The sequence below is a fragment of the Streptomyces sp. CB00455 genome (genome assembly GCF_001905445.1).
In the GTDB taxonomy this organism is placed as follows: Bacteria; Actinomycetota; Actinomycetes; order Streptomycetales; family Streptomycetaceae; genus Streptomyces.
Window position 1 is genome coordinate 612449 of the sequence record NZ_LIVQ01000005.1, and the last position, 18706, is coordinate 631154.

Consider the following 18706-nt stretch of genomic DNA (forward strand, 5'->3'; position numbering starts at 1 on the left):
CGTGAAAGAAGATCACGCACAATACATCCGTGTTCGGAGAGTGCTCGTCCAACAACAATCAGGCAGGCTCCGCGGGCGGCGGCGGGCCGGACCGCGGCCCCCTGCCGGGGAACCTGCCGTCGCAACCGGCGGGCTTCGTCGGGCGTGAGCGGGAACTGCGCCTCCTGGACGTCCTGTTGCACGACCGGAGACTGATCACCCTCACCGGTGTCGGCGGCGTCGGCAAGTCCCGCCTCGCCCTGCGGGCCGCCGCCGAGGCCGGCCGGGCACGGCGCGACGGCGTCTGGTGGGTGGAGCTGTCGCCGCTGCGCGACCCGCACCTGCTGGCCGCCACCATCGCCCACGCCGTCGGCCTCGCCGACCACTCCGCGCGCCACCTCGACGAGGAGTTGTGCGCGTGGATGGCCGACAAGGAACTCCTCCTCGTCCTGGACACCTGTGAGCACATGGTGGCCGACTGCCGTCACCTGTCCGCCGAACTCCTGCAGTCCGCGCCCGGACTGACGGTCATGACCACGTCCCGGGAACCGCTGGGCTCCCCCGGCGAGGAAGTCGTCGAAGTGCGCCCGCTGCCCTGCGAGGGACCCGACAGCGACGCCTTGGCCCTCTTCCGGGCCTGCGCCCTGGCCGCGACCCCGGGGGCCGCCGCCACCTTCGAGGACGCCGGCCGCACCGCGGTGGCCGCCGACCTGTGCCGCCGCCTCGACGGGATCCCGCTGGCACTGGAGCTCGCCGGGGCCCGGATGCGGCTGTGGACGGTGGAGCAGATGGCCGAGCGCATCGGCGAGCGCTTCGACGTGCTCGCCGACACCCGGACCGACCGGCTGCCCCGGCACCGGACCCTGCGCACCGCCATCGGCTGGAGCCACGAGCTGTGTGAGCCGCTGGAGCGGCTCCTGTGGGCCCGGCTCTCGGTCTTCACCGGGGACTTCGACGTGGCGGCGGCCCGCACGGTGTGCGCCGGGGGTCCCCTGGCCGCCGCCCGGGTGGAGCGGGTCCTGGCGGGCCTGGTGGCCAAGTCGGTCGTACGGCGCACACAGGATCGGGGCGCCGGGCCCCGCTACCGCATGCTGGACACGATCCGCGAGTACGGCCACGACTGGCTGGGCGAGCTCGGCGAGGCACGGATCGTCGCGGACCGGCACGCCCACTGGTACGCGGCGCTCTGCCAGGCCGCCGACCGGGGCTGGCTGGGGCCGGCCCAGATGGACTGGTACCGCAGGATGACCGCCGAGCACGCGCAGCTGCGCACGGCCCTGGAACATCTGATGGGCTGCGACCCGGCGGCGGCCCTGGAGATGGCCGGGGCGCTGTGGTTCTTCTGGTTCGCGTGCGGCCACGTGCACGAGGGGCGCGGCTTCCTCGAACGGGCCCTTGACGCCGCCCCGCACACCGGCCACGCCCACAACCAGGCCCTGTGGGCCCTCGGGCTCACCGCGCTGCTCCAGGGCGACATGGACGCCGCCCGGCGGTTCGGCGGGGAGTGCGCCCTGGGCGCGGCCCGGCTCGCGGAGCCCGAGCGCGAGCTGCGCGCGGCCTACCTGCGGGCCGTGTCGGTCCTGATGCCGGGCGATCCCGTGGCGGCCCTCGCACTGGCCGGTCCGCGCGCGCGGGCGGGCCACGGCGGGCGGACGAACGGCGCGGGCTGGCTGCTGTGCAAGCTGGCGACCGGCTACGCCCTGTGCGACCTCGGGCGCTTCGAGGAGGCGGCCGAGGAGGCGCGCTCCCTGCGGGAGGCGTGCGCGGAGCTGGGCGAGCGCTGGCTGAGGGCCTACGCGGACTACATCCTGGCGGTGGCCGCGCTGCGCCTGGGCGACCACGGGGAGGCGGCCCGGCACGTGCGGGCGATGCTGTCCGGCAAGCGCCTGCTCGGCGACCGCTTCGGGATCGCGCTCGGCCTGGACGTGCTGGCGGCGGCGGTGGCGGGGCTGGGCGACGGGGAACTGGCGGCGCGGCTGCTGGGTGCCGGGCACGCCTGGTGGCGCACGGTCGGCAGGCCGCAGATGGGCGGCTCACCCTCGCTGACGGCCCTGCGGGACCAGGGTGAGCGGCAGGCGAGGGAGGCGATCGGCGACGCCGCCTTCGAGACGGCGTTCCTGGGCGGCGCTGCGGCGTCCACCGGCTGACTGCGCGCCGGTGGGCCGCGTGACTCGGGGGGCTCCCGTCAGTACGGGAGGGTCCTTCCCGACGGTGTGCGCAGGTCCAGGTCTCGGGGGGCGGGCTTGGGGACGGGCTTGCGGATCAGCTGCTGGCGCATGCTGCCTCCTGGCTCAGACCAGGGCCGGTCGGCGGGGTTCCACCGAGCGGCCGTCGGGGAGCAGTTCACCGGTGTCATCGAAGATCACCGCGCCGTTGCACAGCAGGCTCCAGCCCTGCTCGGGGTGGAAGGCCACGGTGCGGGCGGCATCGTGGTCGGCGCTGTCTGCGGCAGGGCAGGGGGGCTGGTGGGAGCACATGGCGCACCTCCTCGCGAAGTGGGGCGGGAGGGCCGGTGGTCACCCGGTCGAATCCGCGATCCACGGTGGCGGTGAGTATTGCTGATCGCCGCCCCCGGACGGAACCCATATTGACGGTCCAGTTCACGGTGTGTATGCCCGATTACGATGCGCTCATGCCAGCGATCCGGATCATTCGCCGCACCCAGCTCCCGCCGGCCGAGGCGTGGCGGCGCCTGACGGACTGGGAGCGCCACGGCGCCCAGGTCCCCTTCACCCGCACGATCGTGGGGACGGCGCCCCCGACGGACGTGGGAACGCTCTTCACGGCGCGCACGGGAGTGGGCGGGATCACCTTCGACGACCCGATGGAAGTGGTCCACTGGCAGCCTCCGGACGGGTCCTCGGCGGGGCTGGTGAAGCTGGTCAAGCGCGGCCGGGTGGTGCGGGGCGGGGCGGAGATCGAGGTCCGCCCCGTCGCGGCCGGCGGCGCGGAGGTCCACTGGATCGAGGACCTGAGCCTGCGCGGACTGCCCCGGGCGCTCGACCCGCTGGTCGCATGGGCCGGACGGCTCGTCTTCTCCCGCGCCCTGCACCGCCTGCTGGCCGGGTAGCGCCCGGGGTTAGGGTTCCCCCGTCACCACGACCGGTGATCACCGCGAGAACCGAGGGGGATCTCCGTGGCCACCCCGCCACCGCCGCAGCAGGGCGCAGGCCCGCACGCCCACCCGTACCCGCAGCAGAGCGCGGGGCGGCACACCGGTCCGTACCCACAGCAGGGCACGGGGCCGCAGGCCGGTCCGTACGCTCCGTACGCCGGCCCGCCCCTCCCCGCCCACGCTCCCCAGGCCCCTTTCACGTCCTACGCGCCGGTCACCCCGGAGCAGGGGGCGTACGGGTGCCGCCTCTGCGGGGCGCTGCCGGTCGCGGACACGACCGTGCACGGCCACCAGGGCATGGTCGTGCTGATGCGCTTCCTCAGCCGCAAGGGCCCCTTCTGCCGGGACTGCGGGCTGGCAGTCCTGCGCGACATGACGGCCAGAACGCTGTGGCAGGGGTGGTGGGGGCCGCTGTCGCTGTTCGTCACGCCGGTGACCCTGCTGACGAACCTGGGCCCGTGGAGCCGGCTGCGCAGGCTCGGCCCGCCGGTGGGCGGCGCGGTGCCCGCGCTCGACCCGGGCAGGCCGCTGTGGCGGCGCCCGGCCGCGCTCGCCGTCCTGGTTCCGCTGCTGGCCGTGACGCTCGCCGTCCCGGTCCTGATCCTGGTCGCCGTCCTGGGCGGCGGCGACCCGTCCCGGCTGAGCGTGGGCCAGTGCGTGCGCAACGCGGGCGACTGGAGCGAGCAGGACCTGCGGGTGACCGGGTGCGGCTCGGTCAGCGCGGAGTACGAGGTGACGGGGCTGCTCGGCACTCCGGGAGCCACCTGCGCCCCCGGCGAGTACATCGGAGACCCGAAATACAGCGAGGACGGCTGGACCGCCGCCTGCCTCAGGGCGCTCCGCTGACGGCCGGGCGGCCGCCCGGTGGGGTCAGAAGCCCGGACCGTCTGGGCGGTTGCCCGCGGTGCCGAGGCGGCCCCACAGCAGGTCGGTCAGGCCGGTGACCAGTTCCGCGCGGTCGCAGGGGCGCTCGCCGAGCCACCAGTCGCCGGCGGCGTGCATCATGCCGACGATCCCGTGGCCCCAGACGCGGGCCAGGCGGTCGCCGCCGGGACCGAGGTCGACGCGTTCGCCGATCACCTCCGCCAGTTCCTCGCCGAGCCGGCGCAGCAGCGGGGCCGAGTGCAGGCCGACGTCGAAACCGCGCTCGGCGGAATGGGAGTCCTCGGCGGGGTGCATCAGGAAGCGGTAGACCTGCGGCCGGGCCTCGATGGCGGCGAGGTAGGTGTCCAGGGTGGCCTCCACCCTGCGGCGGCGTTCCGCCGGGGCGTCGAGCGCGGCCCGCAGGGAGTCGAGCAGGGCGTCGGTGTGCCGGACGGCGAGGGCCTGGTAGAGGCCCGCCTTGTCGCCGAAGTGCCGGTAGAGGATGGGCTTGGTGATGCCGGCCTCGGCCGCGATGGCGTTCATGGAGGCCCTCGGGCCGTCCCTGAGCACGACCCGGTCGGCGGCTTCGAGCAGTTCCCGGCGGCGGCGCTCGGCCGCTCCGGGCTCGCCTGTCTGCTGCGTGGTCTCCATGATGTGTTTCTCTCCCCGCCCTTGCGATGTGCGTGACGCCCACGCAACGTAACACCCCGCACACCCGGACGATCGAAGCGGCAGCGGCCGCGACTGGCCCCCGGCCCTTGCTTGACACTGCTTACTGACCGGTAACAGACTGTGGCCTTCGTGTGGTTACCGCTAGTAACTTACGCATGGACGAGCACAGACAGCTGGAGGGGACATGGCGGAGTTCACCATGGAGCTCAACGACGACCAGAAGCAGGTACGGGACTGGGTCCACGGTTTCGCCGCCGACGTGATCCGCCCCGCGGCCGCGGAGTGGGACGAGCGCGAAGAGACTCCCTGGCCCGTCATCCAGGAGGCCGCCAAGGTCGGCATCTACTCGCTGGACTTCTACGCCCAGCAGTTCTTCGACCCGACGGGCCTCGGCATCCCGATGGCCATGGAGGAGCTCTTCTGGGGCGACGCGGGCATCGCCCTGTCCATCGTCGGCACGGGCCTCGCGGCCATCGGCGTCGTCGCCAACGGCACCGAGGAGCAGATCGGCACCTGGATCCCGCAGATGTACGGCGACCAGAACGACGTCAAGGTCGCCGCCTTCTGCTCCTCCGAGCCGGACGCCGGCTCCGACGTGGGTTCCATGCGCACCCGGGCCGTCTACGACCAGGCCAAGGACGAGTGGGTGCTGAACGGCACCAAGACCTGGGCGACCAACGGCGGCATCGCCAACGTCCACATCGTCGTCGCCGTCGTCGACCCGGAGCTCGGCAGCAAGGGGCACGCCTCCTTCATCGTGCCGCCGAACACCCCCGGCCTGAGCCAGGGCCAGAAGTTCAAGAAGCACGGCATCCGCGCCTCGCACACGGCCGAGGTGGTGCTGGAGGACGTCCGCGTCCCCGGCTCCTGCCTGCTCGGCGGCAAGGAGAAGCTGGACGAGCGGCTCGCGCGGGCCCGTGAGCGGGCCCGCAGCGGTGGCGGCGAGCGCGTGAAGAACGCCGCCATGGCCACCTTCGAGGCGTCCCGGCCCGCGGTCGGCGCGATGGCGGTGGGCACCGCCCGCGCGGCCTACGAGGTCGCCCTGGAGTACGCCAAGACGCGGACGCAGTTCGGCCGGCCGATCATCGACAACCAGGGCGTGGCCTTCCAACTGGCCGACATGCGGACGCAGATCGACGCGGCCCGGCTGCTGGTGTGGCGTGCCTCGTGGATGGCGGTCGCGGGCCGTCCGTTCACCTCGGCAGAGGGCTCGATGTCCAAGCTCTTCGCCAGCGAGGTCGCGAAGAAGGTGACCGCGCAGGCGGTACAGATCCTCGGCGGCAACGGCTTCACCCGCGAATACCCGGTGGAGCGGATGCACCGCGACAGCGCCATTTACACGATCTTCGAGGGGACGAGCGAAATCCAGCGCCTGGTGATCGCCCGCACCATCTCCGGCATGCCGATCCGCTAGGCACGGACCCCGCCGGGGCCGGTCCCGGCCCCGGCGGCGGCCCGGCCTAGCCGCGCAGCGCCTCGGCGCCCCAGGGGGTCTTGCGGATCGCCCGCCGCAGGCGACGCCCGCGCAGCCCCGTGACCCGGTCCGCGTACACCGTTCCCTCGAGATGGTCGCACTCGTGCTGGAGGCAGCGCGCGAAGAACCCCGTCCCCTCGATCCGCACGGGGGTCCCGTCCGACCTGACCCCCTCCACGACCGCCCGGTCGAACCGCGGGGTAGCCGCCTCCAGCCCCGGCAGCGACAGGCACCCCTCGGGTCCGGTGAACTCCTCCCCGTCGGCGGCCACCAGCCGCGGGTTGACGACGTGTCCGACGTGGCGGACGTCCTCGTCGTCGGGGCAGTCGTAGACGAAGACCCGTTGCCCCACCCCGATCTGGTTCGCGGCGAGACCTACCCCCTCGGCTGCGTACATCGTCGCGAACATGTCCTCCACGAGCCGGCCGAGGTCCGGCCCGAATGCGGTGACCTCCGCGCAGACGGAGTGGAGCACCGGATCGCCCAGCAGGCTCATGGTGCGGACGAGTCCGGTGGTACCGGGAAGGGGGCGCTGTCGCATGGCCGTAAGGGTACGACGGGCGAATATATGAGGAGATCCGACGTGGCGCGGGGGCGCCGCGGTCAAGGCCCCGGCCGGTACTGGATAGGCTGGGGGCGACCGACGCAAGGAGGACAAGGGACGATGGCAGGCAACACGGAGCCGCTTTCGCCGCGGGCCAAGCTGGCCGTGACGGCGGGCAAGGCCGCGGCGGCGGTGTCGCGGGCCGCGGGACGCGGAAGCGGATCGGTGATCGGGGGCAAGGTCGCACTCAGGCTGGACCCGGATCTCCTCGGCGCGCTGGCGCAGCATCTCGACGTCGTCCTCGTCTCCGCGACGAACGGCAAGACCACGACGACCCGGTTGATCGCGGAGGCCCTGCGGGCCAGCGGTCCGGTCGTCTCCAACGCGCTGGGCGCGAACATGCCGGCCGGCATCACCTCGGCGCTGGCGGGCGGCTCGGACTCCAAGTACGGCGTCATCGAGGTCGACGAGAAGTACCTCGCCGGCGTCGCCAGGGACGTCACCCCCAAGGTGATCGCCCTGCTGAACCTCTCCCGCGACCAGCTGGACCGCGCCGCAGAGACCCGCATGCTCGCGGAGAAGTGGCGCGAGGGCCTCCAGGGCTCCAAGGCCGTCATCGTCGCCAACTGCGACGACCCGCTGATCGTGTGGTCCGCCTCCTCCTCCCAGAACGTGGTGTGGGTCGCGGCCGGCCAGGAGTGGAAGGACGACGCCTGGTCGTGCCCCTCCTGCGGTGGCGTCATGCAGCGCCCGGGAGACGACTGGTTCTGCGGCGAGTGCGGCTTCCGCCGTCCCACCCCCAGCTGGGTGCTCTCCGGCGACCACGTGCTGGACCCGCACGGCAGCGCCTGGCCGATCCACCTCCAGCTGCCCGGCAGGGCCAACAAGGCCAACGCCGCGACGTCGGCCGCCGTCGCCGCCGTCTTCGGCGTCCCGCCGCAGGTCGCGCTGGAGCGGATGTACCAGGTGCAGGCCGTCGCCGGCCGCTACGACGTGGTGAACTTCCAGGGCCGCGAGCTGCGGCTGCTGCTCGCGAAGAACCCGGCGGGCTGGCTCGAAACGTTTTCGCTGATCGACCCGCCGCCCACTCCGGTGATCCTCTCGGTGAACGCGCGCGGCGCCGACGGCACCGACACCTCCTGGCTGTGGGACGTGGACTACCCGCGCCTGGCAGGCCACCCGATCTTCGTGATCGGCGACCGGAAGCTGGACCTCGCGGTCCGCCTCGAGGTCGCGGGCCTGGACTTCCGGGTGTGCGAGACCCTCGACGAAGCCGTGCAGCTCGCGCCGCCCGGTCAGATCGAGCTGATCGCCAACTACACCGCCTTCCAGGACGTCCGCCGCCGCGTCGGCAACTAGCGCCCCTTCAGAACCGCAGAGGACAAGAGCATGAGCGACAACAGCCTGCGTCTGGTGTGGGTCTACCCCGACCTGCTGAGCACGTACGGAGACCAGGGCAACGCCCTGGTGGTGGAGCGCCGGGCGCGCCAGCGGGGCCTGGACGTGCACCGCGTGGACGTGCGCAGCGACCAGCCGATCCCCACCTCGGGGGACATCTACCTGATCGGCGGCGGTGAGGACCGGCCGCAGCGGCTGGCCGCCGAGCGCCTGCTGCGCGACGGCGGCCTGGAGCGCGCCGTCTCCAACGGGGCGATCGTCTTCTCCGTCTGCGCCGGGTACCAGATCCTCGGCCAGGAGTTCGTCAACGACATCGGGCAGCGCCAGGAGGGTCTGGGCCTGCTCGACGTCGTCACCGTCCGCGGTGAGGGCGAGCGGTGCGTCGGGGACGTCCTCGGGGACATCGACCCGAGGCTCGGCCTGCCCCAGCTGACGGGCTTCGAGAACCACCAGGGCATCACGCACCTGGGCCCGACGGCGCGGCCGTTCGCCCGGGTGACCATGGGCCGCGGCAACGGCACCGGCGACGGCACCGAAGGCGCGTACAACGACACGGTCTTCGGCACCTACATGCACGGCCCCGTGATGGCCCGCAACCCGCAGATCGCGGACCTGCTGCTGAAGCTGGCCCTCGACGTGAACGCGCTGCCGGCCATAGAGGACCGCTGGTACGAGGCGCTGCGCGCCGAGCGCATCGCGGCGGCGACCCAGCCCGCGTAGCGCGGCGCCCGTCACCCCACGCCCGGCCCGGATCCCTTGGTGGGACCGGGCCGGCGTGCGTTCGCACGACCTGCCGGACCAGCATGTGGAGGATGGTTCAGCCGAGCCCGCTTCCGCTTGTAGGGTGACGGGTAGTTCCAACCGGACGACGTGGTCCGGTCGTCGGCCCACGTTGCAAAGGTCTGTCCCTGCCATGCGCATAGGTGTGCTCACTTCCGGTGGCGACTGCCCCGGCCTCAATGCCGTCATCCGCTCCGTCGTACACCGCGCCGTCGTCGACCACGGCGACGAGGTGATCGGCTTCCTCGACGGCTGGAAGGGCCTGCTGGAGGCCGATTACCGCAAGCTCGACCTCGACGCGGTCGGCGGCATCCTCGCCCGCGGCGGCACCATCCTCGGCTCGTCCCGGGTCCAGCCCGCGCACCTGCGCGACGGCGTGGAGCGCGCCCGCGGCCACGTCGCGGACCTGGGTCTCGACGCGATCATCCCGATCGGCGGCGAGGGCACCCTGAAGGCGGCGAACCTGCTCTCGCAGGCCGGTCTGCCGATCGTGGGCGTCCCGAAGACCATCGACAACGACATCGCGTCCACCGACGTCACCTTCGGCTTCGACACGGCCGTCGGGGTCGCCACCGAGGCGCTGGACCGGCTGAAGACCACGGCCGAGTCCCACCAGCGCGTGATGGTCGTGGAGGTCATGGGCCGCCACACCGGGTGGATCGCCCTGCACTCGGGCATGGCGGCCGGCGCACACGCGATCGTCGTACCGGAGCGCCCCTTCGACATCGACGAGCTGACGGCGATCGTCGGCGAACGGTTCTCCGCGGGCAAGCGCTTCGCGATCGTCGTGGTCGCCGAGGGTGCGAAGCCGCGGGCCGGCTCGATGGACTTCGAGGAGGGCGGCACCGACATGTACGGCCACGAGCGGTTCGCCGGCATCGGCAACCGGCTCGCCGTGGAGCTGGAGCACCGGCTGGGCAAGGAGGCCCGTCCGGTGATCCTGGGCCACGTCCAGCGCGGCGGCACGCCCACCGCGTACGACCGGGTCCTCGCGACGCGCTTCGGCTGGCACGCGGTGGAGGCCGCGCACCGGGGCGGTTTCGGCATGCTGACCGCGCTGCGTGGCACGGACATCGTGATGGTGCCGCTCGCGGAGGCCGTGGAGACCCTGAAGACCGTTCCGGCCGAGCGCTACGACGAGGCCCAGACGGTTCTGTGACCGTTTGCCCGTTACCACCGCCCCCGCGCGCGGCAGCGCACGGGGGCGGCATTACTGTGGTGGGGCCTCACAGTCAAGGGAGTGGACAGATGGATCACAGCGGGCACGGCATGGACATGCAGATGGACCTGCCGCCGTTCACTCTCGGGCGCGGGCTGGAGTTCTCCTTCGACGCCTTCTTCCTCCTGGGATCGCTGCTGGGGCTCGCCCTGTACGGGTGGGGGGTGCTGCGGCTGCGCCGGCGCGGGGACGCCTGGCAGCCGGGCCGGACCGTCGCCTTCACCCTGGGCGTGCTGACCGTGATGCTGGCGACGTGCACCAGGCTGAACGACTACGGCATGGTCATGTTCAGCGTGCACATGGTCCAGCACATGGTGATCAGCATGATCACCCCCATCCTGCTGCTCCTCGGCGCCCCGGTGACGCTAGCGCTGCGCGCGCTGCCGCCCGCCGCACGCGGCCACAAGGGGCCGCGCGAACTGCTGCTGATGCTGCTGCACAGCCGCTACATGCGGGTGGTGACCCATCCGGCCTTCACCATCCCGATGTTCATCGCCAGCCTCTACGGCCTGTACTTCACCCCGCTGTTCGATTTCCTGATGGAGTCCAGGACCGGGCACATCGCGATGATGGTGCACTTCCTCGCAGTCGGCCTGGTCTTCTTCTGGCCGATCATGGGCATCGACCCGGGTCCGCACCGCCCCGGCTACGTGATGCGGATGCTGGAGCTGTTCGCCGGCATGCCGTTCCACGCCTTCTTCGGGATCGCCCTGATGATGGCGAGCGAGCCGATGATCAAGACGTACGCGCACCCGGCCGCCTCGCTGGGCATCGACCCGCTGCTCGACCAGCAGTGGGGTGGCGGCATCGCCTGGGCCTTCAGCGAGATCCCCTCGGTACTGGTGCTGGTCGCGCTGGTCTACCAGTGGTACCACTCCGAGCAGCGGGCCGCGAAGCGCTCCGACCGGGCGGCGGACCGGGACGGCGACCAGGAGCTGGAGGCGTACAACTCGTATCTGGCCTCGCTCCAGGCGCGTGGTCAGTAGCGCAAGGCCACCCCGGCGCGCCACCATGGGGCATGAGCGGATCCGTTAAGGCGATGGCAGTGATGACCTTCGCCGCCCTGGTGGCCGTCGCCGCGTACTCCGTGGCCCTCGGCAGCAACGGCTGGCTGTGGTTCGGATGGGTCGTGCTGGGGCTGCTGACCGCCGGAATGGCCGCGTCGCGCGGCGTGTGAACCGCCGCCGCGCGGATCTCCCCGCCGCGCCCTGGCCCCTTCACGGCCAACTGTCCGTTCCGGGTCGTGACGCAGGGTACGCCCGCCCCTAGACTGGTCCTTTTCGCCATGTCCGGCGGCGGCCGGCGACGGGAGCGGCCCGGTGTTCTACCACTTGCTCAAGCACGTGTTGCTCGGCCCGCTGCTGCGGCTGCTGTTCAGGCCGCGGATCGAGGGCCTGGAGAACATTCCCGCGGAGGGCGCGGCGATCATCGCGGGCAACCACCTGTCCTTCTCCGACCACTTCCTCATGCCCGCGATCCTCAAGCGGCGGATCACCTTCCTCGCCAAGGCCGAGTACTTCACCGGGCCCGGGCTCAAGGGGCGTCTGACGGCGGCCTTCTTCCGCAGCGCCGGGCAGATTCCGGTGGACCGGTCCGGCAAGGAGGCGGGGAAGGCGGCCCTGCGCGAGGGGCTCGGGGTGCTCGCGAAGGACGAGCTGCTGGGCATCTACCCGGAGGGCACGCGCTCGCACGACGGCCGGCTGTACAAGGGCAAGGTGGGCGTGGCCGCCATGGCGCTGGGCGCCGGGGTGCCGGTGATCCCGTGCGCGATGGTCGGGACGTTCGAGATCCAGCCGCCCGGGCGGAAGATCCCCCGGATCCGCCGGGTCACGATCCGCTTCGGCGCCCCGCTGGACTTCTCCCGCTACGAAGGGCTGGAGGGCGAGCGGGCGGTCCTGCGGGCGGTGACCGACGAGATCATGTACGCCGTCCTGCAACTGTCCGGCCAGGAGTACGTCGACCGGTACGCGGGCGACGTCAAGGCCGAGGCAGAGGAGAAGAAGCGGAAGAAGGCCCGGCGCACGGTGCGCTGAACCTTCTCCCGTTCACGTTCCCGGGGCCTAGCGGACGGCCGGGAGCTCCTCACGCGCCGGGAAGTCGGCGCCCGGGGTCTGGGCGAGCGACTTCGCGGCGGCCGGTGCCGGTGCGACCGGAGTGGCGTGCGGGGCGCACTTCACGTCCTTGGCGTCGACCTTGCCGGTCAGCAGGTAGGTGTCGACCCGCGTGTTGATGCAGGGGTTCACGAGGCTGGTGACGCCGTGCGAGCCGGCGTTCTGCTCGGTGATCAGACGGGAACCGGCCAGGCGGCGGTGCAGCTCGACCCCGCCCTCGTACGGCGTGGCCGCGTCCCGCTCGGACTGCACGATCAGCACCGGCGGCAGGCCGCGCTTGGCGCCGACCGCGATGGGCGTGCTCTGCTTCGACTTCCAGGTCGCGCAGGGCAGGTTCATCCAGGCGTTCGACCAGGTCAGGAACGGGTACTTCTGGTGCAGCTTGGTGTTGTCCCGGTCCCACTTGGCCCAGCTGGTGGGCCACTTGGCGTCGGCGCACTCGACCGCGGTGTAGACGGCGTTGCTGTTCTCGGACGCCGCATTGCCCTTGGTGTCGGACATGTCCGGGGCGATGGCGTCGACGAGCGCCTGCTCGTCGCCGGCCGCCCAGGCCGCGAAGGTCTGGGCGACGGGCACCCAGGAGGAGTCGTAGTACGGAGCGCCCTGGAAGAAGCCGATGAGCTCGGCCGGGCCGACGACCCCGCCGATCGGGTTGGCCTTGGCCTTGGCGCGCAGCTCCTGGTACTTGGCCTCGACCTTGGCGCGGGTGTTGCCGAGGTGGAAGGACGCGTCGTTCTTGGCGACCCAGTCCTGCCAGTCGTTCCAGCGCGTCTGGAAGGCGACGTCCTGGCCGAGGTTGGCCTCGTACCAGATGTTGTCCTGCTCCGGGTTGACGACGCTGTCGACGATCATGCGGCGCACGTGGGTCGGGAACAGGGTCGCGTAGACCCCGCCGAGGTAGGTGCCGTAGGAGACCCCGAGGTAGTTCAGCTTCTGCTCACCGAGGGCGGCGCGGATGACGTCGAGGTCGCGCGCGGTGTTCGGCGTGGTCATGTGCGGCAGCATCTCGCCGCTGCGCTCCTTGCAGCCGTCCGCGTACTCGGCGGCGAGCTTGCGCTGGGCGCGCTTGTCGGCCTCGGAGTCCGGGACCGGGTCGGCCTTGGGGACCTTGACGAACTCCTGCGGGTCGATGCAGGAGATCGGCGCGGAGTGGCCCACGCCGCGGGGGTCGAAGCCCACGAAGTCGTACGCCTTGGAGGCGTTGACCCACAGCGGGCTCTTGGTGGTGACCCGGCGCGGGAAGCGCATGCCGGAACCGCCGGGGCCGCCGGGGTTGTAGACGAGCGCGCCCTGGCGCTCTTCCTTGGTGCCGGTGCTGGCGATCCGGTCGACCGCGAGCTCGATGGTCTTGCCGAAGGGCTTGGTGTAGTCGAGCGGGACCTTGACCCAGCCGCACTGGATGGGCTTCTCGAAGCCCCAGTCCGCGGGGCAGTCCTTCCACTCGATCCCGGTGCGGGCGGCGCGGGCGGCGGCGATCTGGACGCCCACCGCCTCCGCGGCCCCGTTGTCGCGGCCGGCGGAGGTCGCCGAGGCGGACGGCGCGAGCATCAGGCCCGCTGCCAGCGTGCCGGTGATCAGTGTGGCGGCGCTGCCCAGCGCCGCGTTGCGTATCACGTGGTTGTTCCCCCTGCGTCGGGTGCCGCCGTGGGCGGCCGGATTCGGTCGTTCGGTCGTCGGCGTGCAGGGGGATCCTTTCGCCTGACGGTGACCTGGCAACAGAGCGCGGTCCAGTTCTTTGCCAACCCGATAACCGGAGAGGTGTGTACCGCTGAGCGGCGTCGGATTCGTCCCGAACTACGCCTGGTGCGACGGCCCGTAGGCGCGGGCGGCCTCGTCCAGCAGTTCCCGCAGTCGCAGCGCGTCCGGAGCCAGCGCCGTCACCAGGACGGCCGGGCCGGCCAGCGGGGTGAGCACCGCGAACTCCCCCAGCACCGCGGCCGCCGGGGGCGCCGCGGCGAAGGCCGGGTCGACGACGAGGAGTTGGCCGAGTGCGCGGTGCCCCGCCAGTCCCGCCGGTCCGTCCCAGCCGCCGGGTGCTCCGGGTCCGCAAGTGAGCTCCTGGTCGAGCAGGGGGCGGCCTGCGCGGGTGACGGTGAGCCGGCTGCGCAGCAGGCCCGGGTCCTCCCCGCAGCGGCCGAGCACCTGCTCCTCGCGCAGCAGCAGCCGGGCCGCGGGGCCCAGTTCGGCCCGGGTGCGCACCCGCAGGTCGCTGCCGCGCACCGAGACCAGCGGCTCCGGCTGCCACCGCACCGACGCACCGTCCTCCAAGGTCAGGCGCACGTCGTACCGCGCGGGTTCACCGCCGCGGCCGGGCAGGGCCAGCGTGGCCGCCGCGGAGGCGAGGGCGAGGTGCGCCCCGGGTCCGGTGGTCGCCTCGACGGTGAGGTGGTCGCCGCCGAGCGGAGCGCTCATGGCGCCGATCAGCATGACGCCGGCCTCGCAGCCGCTCCCCCGGATGCGGCGCAGGGCGAGCGGCCCTTCCCCGGCGAGCACCGGCAGGGCGGTGCCGCCCCGCCCGTCGGCGACGGCGTGGATGCGGGCGGTGGCGCGCACGCCCGCGGCGGGCAGCGCGACGGGAAGGGCGCTGGTCACCGTACGGCCCAGGCGCAGATCCGCTCACGGACCCAGTCGGCGACCGGCCCCACGCCCTCGGGGCCGCGCAGCGACTGGAAGGTGACGGGCAGTTCACCGCGCTGTTCGGCGGCGTCGCGGGCCATCCGGCCGAGGTCGGAGCCGACGTGGGGGGCGAGGTCGGTCTTGTTGACGACGAGGAGGTCGGCGGTGGTGACGCCCGGTCCGCCCTTGCGGGGGATGTCGTCTCCGCCGGCCACGTCGATGACGAAGACCTGGGCGTCGACGAGGCCCCGGGAGAAGGTGGCGGTCAGGTTGTCACCGCCGGACTCGATGAGGATCAGGTCGAGGGGGCCGGTCTCGCGGAAGGTCTCCTCCAGTTCCTCGACGGCCTCCAGGTTGGCGGAGATGTCGTCGCGGATGGCGGTGTGCGGACAGGCGCCGGTCTCGACCGCGGTGATCCTCTCGGGCGGCAGGACGGCCTCGCGGAGCAGGAACTCGGCGTCCTCGCGGGTGTAGATGTCATTGGTGACGACGGCCATGGACAGTTCGGTGCGCAGGGCGCGGCACAGGGCGGCGACGGTGGCGGTCTTGCCCGAGCCGACCGGTCCGCCCAGTCCGATGCGCAGGGCCCGGCGGGTGCCGTCGGGGCGGATGGGCTCGGCGCTGTGGGTGTGGCGGTGGGGTGGGATCACGGCGTGGTCGAGGTGCATGGGGGTTCTCCTTGGGTACGGGGCGGCCGAGGGGGGCGCTCAGGAGGCGAAGAGGCGCACCGGCCAGTCGGCGTGGACCTCGGCCGCGATCTCCAGCAGGGGCGAGGAGGCCGCCGGCAGGGCGTCCGGGCCCTGCGTGCGGGCCCGCAGGGCGGCCTCGGCCGCCCTGGCGGCGACGGCGTCGAGTTCGGGGGCCAGACGTGCGAGGACCCCGCTGGCCTCGAAGGGGTCCAGGCCGAGCAGTCTCACGGTCGCTGTCGCCGGTCCGCCGACGCTCTCGTACGCGGCCACGTGCGCCGCGTCCAGCGGTCCGAGTCCGGCGGCCCGGGCGGTCAGGCCCAGCACGACGGGCTGGTGCGCCCCGCGCGGGAAGGCGGTGGCGAGCGCCTCCAGCGCGGGGTCGGGCCAGGTGGCCCGGGCGGCCCGCAGCAGCTGGCGGCCCAGTCGCCGCGCCGCGGTGCGCAGCGCGGGCGACGGGGTGCGGGCGTCCGCGGCGGCGTCGAGCCCGGCCGGGTCGAGCCCGAGGGCGGCGGCCGCGGCGAGGGCCGCGGCGGTGAGCCCGGCGGTGTGCAGGCGGCCCCGGCAGAAGTCCTCCAGGGTGGCGGCGTCGTGGATGCGGCCCGCCTTGCAGGCGGCTTCGGCCCCACCGGAGTGGGCGTGCCCGCCGGCGGGGAAGCGGCCGTCCGCCAGGACGAGCAGTGCGGCCAGGCTCATCGCAGGTGATCCGTCATCAGGCGGGTTCCCATCAGAACAGGAAGTATCTCTGCGCCATGGGCAGCTGCGCCGCGGGCGCCGGCTCCACGGCCTCGCCGTCGATGGTGACGGTGAAGGTGTCGGCGTCGACTTCGACCCGGGGCATGGCGTCGTTGTTGCGCATGTCCGCCTTGCCGACCTTGCGGGTGTTCTCGATGGCCACGAAGGACTTGCCGAGTCCGAGCCGGTCGGGCAGTGCGTCGTCGAGGGCGGCCTGCGCGGTGAAGTTGAGCGAGTTGAGGCCGGGCGCGCGGCCGTGACTGCCGAACATCGGCCGCGGCAGGACGGGCTGGGGAGTGGGGATGGAGGCGTTGGCGTCGCCCATCTGCGCGTAGGCGATCTGTCCGCCCTTGACGACGAGTTCGGGCTTCACCCCGAAGAAGGCGGGGTTCCACAGCACCAGGTCGGCGAGTTTGCCGGTCTCGACGGAGCCGATCTCGCGGGCGAGTCCCTGGGAGACGGCGGGGTTGATCGTGTACTTGGCGACGTAGCGGCGGGCGCGGTGGTTGTCGGCCGGTCCATCGCCCGCAAGGAAGCCGCGGCGCTTCTTCATGACGTGGGCGGTCTGCCAGGTGCGCAGGACGACCTCGCCGATCCGTCCCATGGCCTGGGAGTCGGAGGAGATGATCGAGATGGCTCCGAGGTCGTGCAGGACGTCCTCGGCGGCGATGGTCGAGGGCCGGATGCGCGATTCCGCGAAGGCGAGGTCCTCGGGGACGGCGGGGTTGAGGTGGTGGCACACCATCAGCATGTCGAGGTGTTCCTCGACGGTGTTCACGGTGTGCGGCCGGGTGGGGTTGGTGGAACTGGGCAGGATGTTGGGCTCGGAGACGACGGTGATGATGTCGGGTGCGTGCCCGCCGCCCGCACCTTCGGTGTGGTACGAGTGGATGGTCCGCCCGGCGATGGCGGCGAGGGTGTCGGCGACGAAGCCGGCCTCGTTGAGGGTGTCGGTGTGGATGGCGACCTGGGCTCCTGTCTCCTCGCAGACGTCGAGGCACGCGTCGATGACGGCGGGGGTGGCCCCCCAGTCCTCGTGGATCTTGAAGCCGAGGGCGCCTCCGCGCAGTTGGGAGTGCATGGCCTCGCGGGACATCGTGTTGCCCTTGCCGAGCAGCCCGATGTTGACGGGGTAGGCCTCCAGCGCCGCGAACATCCGGGCGAGGTGCCAGGGGCCGGGGGTGACGGTGGTGGCCTTGGAGCCTTCGGCCGGTCCGGTGCCGCCGCCGACGAGGGTGGTGATGCCGGAGGCGAGCGCTTCCTCGATCACGGTCGGGGAGATGAAGTGCACGTGGGCGTCGATGGCCCCGGCGGTGACGATCTTGCCGTTGCCCGCGATGATCTCGGTCTCGGGACCGATGACGAGGGCCGGGTCGACACCGTCCATGGTGTCCGGGTTGCCGGCCTTGCCGATGGCGCAGATGCGGCCGTCGCGGATGCCGAGGTCCGCCTTGACGATGCCCCAGTGGTCGAGGACGACCACCCCGGTGATCACGGTGTCGGGAGCGCCTTCGGCGCGGGTGGTGCGGGCCTGGCCCATGGACTCGCGGATCACCTTGCCGCCGCCGAAGACCGCTTCGTCGCCCGACCGGCCGGGGCCGCCGCTGAGGTCTTCTTCGATCTCGATGAAGAGGTCGGTGTCGGCCAGCCGGATCCGGTCACCCGTGGTCGGCCCGAAGAGGTCGGCGTACACCTGGCGCGGGATCTCAGTCATCGAGCGGCCCTCCGGTCTCGCCGCGCAGTCCCGGTACGGTGCGCAGCCCGCGGAGCGGGACGAGTTCCACGGCGACGGGGATGCCGGGCTCGAAGCGCACGGCGGTGCCGGCGGCGATGTTGAGACGCAGTCCGCGGGCGGCGGTCCGGTCGAAGTCGAGGCCGGGATTGGCCTCGGCGAAGTGGTAGTGGGAGCCGACCTGGACGGGCCGGTCGGCGGCGTTGAGCACGGTGAGGCGGGTGACGGGGCGGCCCTCGTTGAGGAGCACCGGACCGTCCCCGAAGGCGATTTCGCCGGGGATCATGCGGTGGCTCCCTGTCAGACGATCGGGTCGTGGACGGTGACGAGCTTGGTGCCGTCGGGGAAGGTCGCCTCGACCTGGACGTCGTGGATCATCTCGGGAATCCCCTCCATGACGTCCTCGCGGCGCAGCACGGTGCGTCCGGAGGCCATGAGCTCGGCCACGGTCCGCCCGTCGCGGGCCCCTTCGAGGATGTGCGAGGTGATCAGGGCCACCGACTCGGGGTGGTTGAGCCGCAGGCCGCGCGCCCGTCGCCTCTCGGCCACGTCGGCCGCCACGTGGATGAGCAGTCTCTCCTGCTCGTGCGGTGTCAGTTGCACAGCTATCACCAAGTTTCCGGGACAAGATCACATCGCGCCTCGGCGACCGTAGCGGCCGTCAACACTTTGTTGACCTGCCCATATCCGAGCCAAGCGTGTCTTGCCCAACGCAGGGGAAGGCTTTGTGTCCCGACCACCGTCGCTTTACCGGATCATGGGTGATCATTGGCGGAGGGGA

20 protein-coding genes are annotated in these 18706 nt (G+C 72.3%); 10 read left to right on the forward strand and 10 right to left on the reverse strand.

Going from position 1 to position 18706, the window contains the following annotated elements:
• Positions 1 to 29 precede the first annotated feature (29 nt).
• The gene (locus AMK16_RS23010) at positions 30 to 2126 is read left to right on the forward strand and encodes an ATP-binding protein (protein WP_242438850.1); all 2097 of its coding nucleotides are present in this window, start codon (positions 30 to 32) and stop codon (positions 2124 to 2126) included.
• 144 nt (positions 2127 to 2270) lie between these two features.
• Here the strand turns inward: AMK16_RS23010 and AMK16_RS23015 are convergent, their stop codons facing one another.
• Positions 2271 to 2456, reverse strand: a complete 186-nt coding sequence (locus tag AMK16_RS23015; RefSeq protein WP_073918607.1) for a DUF5999 family protein — start codon at positions 2454 to 2456, stop codon at positions 2271 to 2273.
• 155 nt (positions 2457 to 2611) lie between these two features.
• Here AMK16_RS23015 and AMK16_RS23020 point away from each other — a divergent pair, with 155 nt between their 5' ends.
• The gene (locus AMK16_RS23020; protein ID WP_073918933.1) at positions 2612 to 3049 is read left to right on the forward strand and encodes an SRPBCC family protein; all 438 of its coding nucleotides are present in this window, start codon (positions 2612 to 2614) and stop codon (positions 3047 to 3049) included.
• A 66-nt stretch (positions 3050 to 3115) separates the two neighbouring features.
• The gene (locus AMK16_RS23025) at positions 3116 to 3940 is read left to right on the forward strand and encodes an LppU/SCO3897 family protein (protein WP_073918608.1); all 825 of its coding nucleotides are present in this window, start codon (positions 3116 to 3118) and stop codon (positions 3938 to 3940) included.
• A gap of 24 nt (positions 3941 to 3964) precedes the next feature.
• On the opposite strand, the gene AMK16_RS23030 is transcribed toward AMK16_RS23025, so the two are convergent.
• Positions 3965 to 4609, reverse strand: coding sequence for a TetR family transcriptional regulator (locus AMK16_RS23030; protein WP_073918610.1), 645 nt, complete (start codon positions 4607 to 4609; stop codon positions 3965 to 3967).
• A gap of 205 nt (positions 4610 to 4814) precedes the next feature.
• Here AMK16_RS23030 and AMK16_RS23035 point away from each other — a divergent pair, with 205 nt between their 5' ends.
• Entirely contained in the window at positions 4815 to 6044 is a 1230-nt protein-coding gene (locus AMK16_RS23035) for an acyl-CoA dehydrogenase family protein (protein ID WP_073918611.1), read from the forward strand.
• Positions 6045 to 6090: 46 nt separating this feature from the next.
• On the opposite strand, the gene def is transcribed toward AMK16_RS23035, so the two are convergent.
• Positions 6091 to 6645: a peptide deformylase gene (def, locus tag AMK16_RS23040; protein WP_073918613.1), complete on the reverse strand. Its 555-nt coding sequence runs from the start codon at positions 6643 to 6645 to the stop codon at positions 6091 to 6093.
• A 123-nt stretch (positions 6646 to 6768) separates the two neighbouring features.
• On the opposite strand from def, the gene AMK16_RS23045 reads away from it, so the two are divergent.
• The 6 genes from AMK16_RS23045 (at position 6769) to AMK16_RS23065 (ending at position 12078) form a co-directional block, all read left to right on the forward strand.
• A complete protein-coding gene (locus tag AMK16_RS23045) occupies positions 6769 to 8007 on the forward strand; it encodes a MurT ligase domain-containing protein (RefSeq protein WP_073918614.1) in 1239 nt (412 codons plus the stop codon).
• Positions 8008 to 8037: 30 nt separating this feature from the next.
• Positions 8038 to 8766 carry a type 1 glutamine amidotransferase gene (locus tag AMK16_RS23050; RefSeq protein WP_073918616.1) on the forward strand — a complete coding sequence of 243 codons (729 nt, stop codon included), beginning with the start codon at positions 8038 to 8040 and terminating at the stop codon, positions 8764 to 8766.
• A 193-nt stretch (positions 8767 to 8959) separates the two neighbouring features.
• Positions 8960 to 9985, forward strand: coding sequence for a 6-phosphofructokinase (locus AMK16_RS23055; RefSeq protein ID WP_073918618.1), 1026 nt, complete (start codon positions 8960 to 8962; stop codon positions 9983 to 9985).
• A gap of 89 nt (positions 9986 to 10074) precedes the next feature.
• The gene (locus tag AMK16_RS23060; protein WP_073918619.1) at positions 10075 to 11031 is read left to right on the forward strand and encodes a cytochrome c oxidase assembly protein; all 957 of its coding nucleotides are present in this window, start codon (positions 10075 to 10077) and stop codon (positions 11029 to 11031) included.
• Between the two features lie 32 nt (positions 11032 to 11063).
• Complete coding sequence (locus AMK16_RS36710; protein ID WP_199885526.1) at positions 11064 to 11222, forward strand: hypothetical protein; 159 nt, start codon at positions 11064 to 11066, stop codon at positions 11220 to 11222.
• A 142-nt stretch (positions 11223 to 11364) separates the two neighbouring features.
• Positions 11365 to 12078: a lysophospholipid acyltransferase family protein gene (locus AMK16_RS23065; RefSeq protein ID WP_073918621.1), complete on the forward strand. Its 714-nt coding sequence runs from the start codon at positions 11365 to 11367 to the stop codon at positions 12076 to 12078.
• Between the two features lie 27 nt (positions 12079 to 12105).
• On the opposite strand, the gene AMK16_RS23070 is transcribed toward AMK16_RS23065, so the two are convergent.
• The 7 genes from AMK16_RS23070 to AMK16_RS23100 form a co-directional block, all read right to left on the reverse strand.
• Positions 12106 to 13704 carry an alpha/beta hydrolase gene (locus AMK16_RS23070; RefSeq protein WP_073918935.1) on the reverse strand — a complete coding sequence of 533 codons (1599 nt, stop codon included), beginning with the start codon at positions 13702 to 13704 and terminating at the stop codon, positions 12106 to 12108.
• A 246-nt stretch (positions 13705 to 13950) separates the two neighbouring features.
• A complete protein-coding gene (locus AMK16_RS23075; protein WP_242438851.1) occupies positions 13951 to 14748 on the reverse strand; it encodes an urease accessory protein UreD in 798 nt (265 codons plus the stop codon).
• Positions 14745 to 15440 carry an urease accessory protein UreG gene (ureG, locus tag AMK16_RS23080; protein WP_073918623.1) on the reverse strand — a complete coding sequence of 232 codons (696 nt, stop codon included), beginning with the start codon at positions 15438 to 15440 and terminating at the stop codon, positions 14745 to 14747. Before ureG ends, AMK16_RS23075 begins: the two co-directional genes overlap by 4 nt.
• A gap of 39 nt (positions 15441 to 15479) precedes the next feature.
• Positions 15480 to 16154, reverse strand: a complete 675-nt coding sequence (locus AMK16_RS23085) for an urease accessory protein UreF (protein WP_073918624.1) — start codon at positions 16152 to 16154, stop codon at positions 15480 to 15482.
• Positions 16155 to 16185: 31 nt separating this feature from the next.
• On the reverse strand, positions 16186 to 17907 hold the full coding sequence (locus AMK16_RS23090; protein ID WP_073918626.1) for an urease subunit alpha: 1722 nt from the start codon (positions 17905 to 17907) through the stop codon (positions 16186 to 16188).
• A complete protein-coding gene (locus AMK16_RS23095) occupies positions 17900 to 18211 on the reverse strand; it encodes an urease subunit beta (protein ID WP_073918628.1) in 312 nt (103 codons plus the stop codon). Before AMK16_RS23095 ends, AMK16_RS23090 begins: the two co-directional genes overlap by 8 nt.
• 14 nt (positions 18212 to 18225) lie before the next feature.
• Positions 18226 to 18528, reverse strand: a complete 303-nt coding sequence (locus tag AMK16_RS23100) for an urease subunit gamma (RefSeq protein WP_073918630.1) — start codon at positions 18526 to 18528, stop codon at positions 18226 to 18228.
• Between the last annotated feature and the right edge of the window lie 178 nt (positions 18529 to 18706).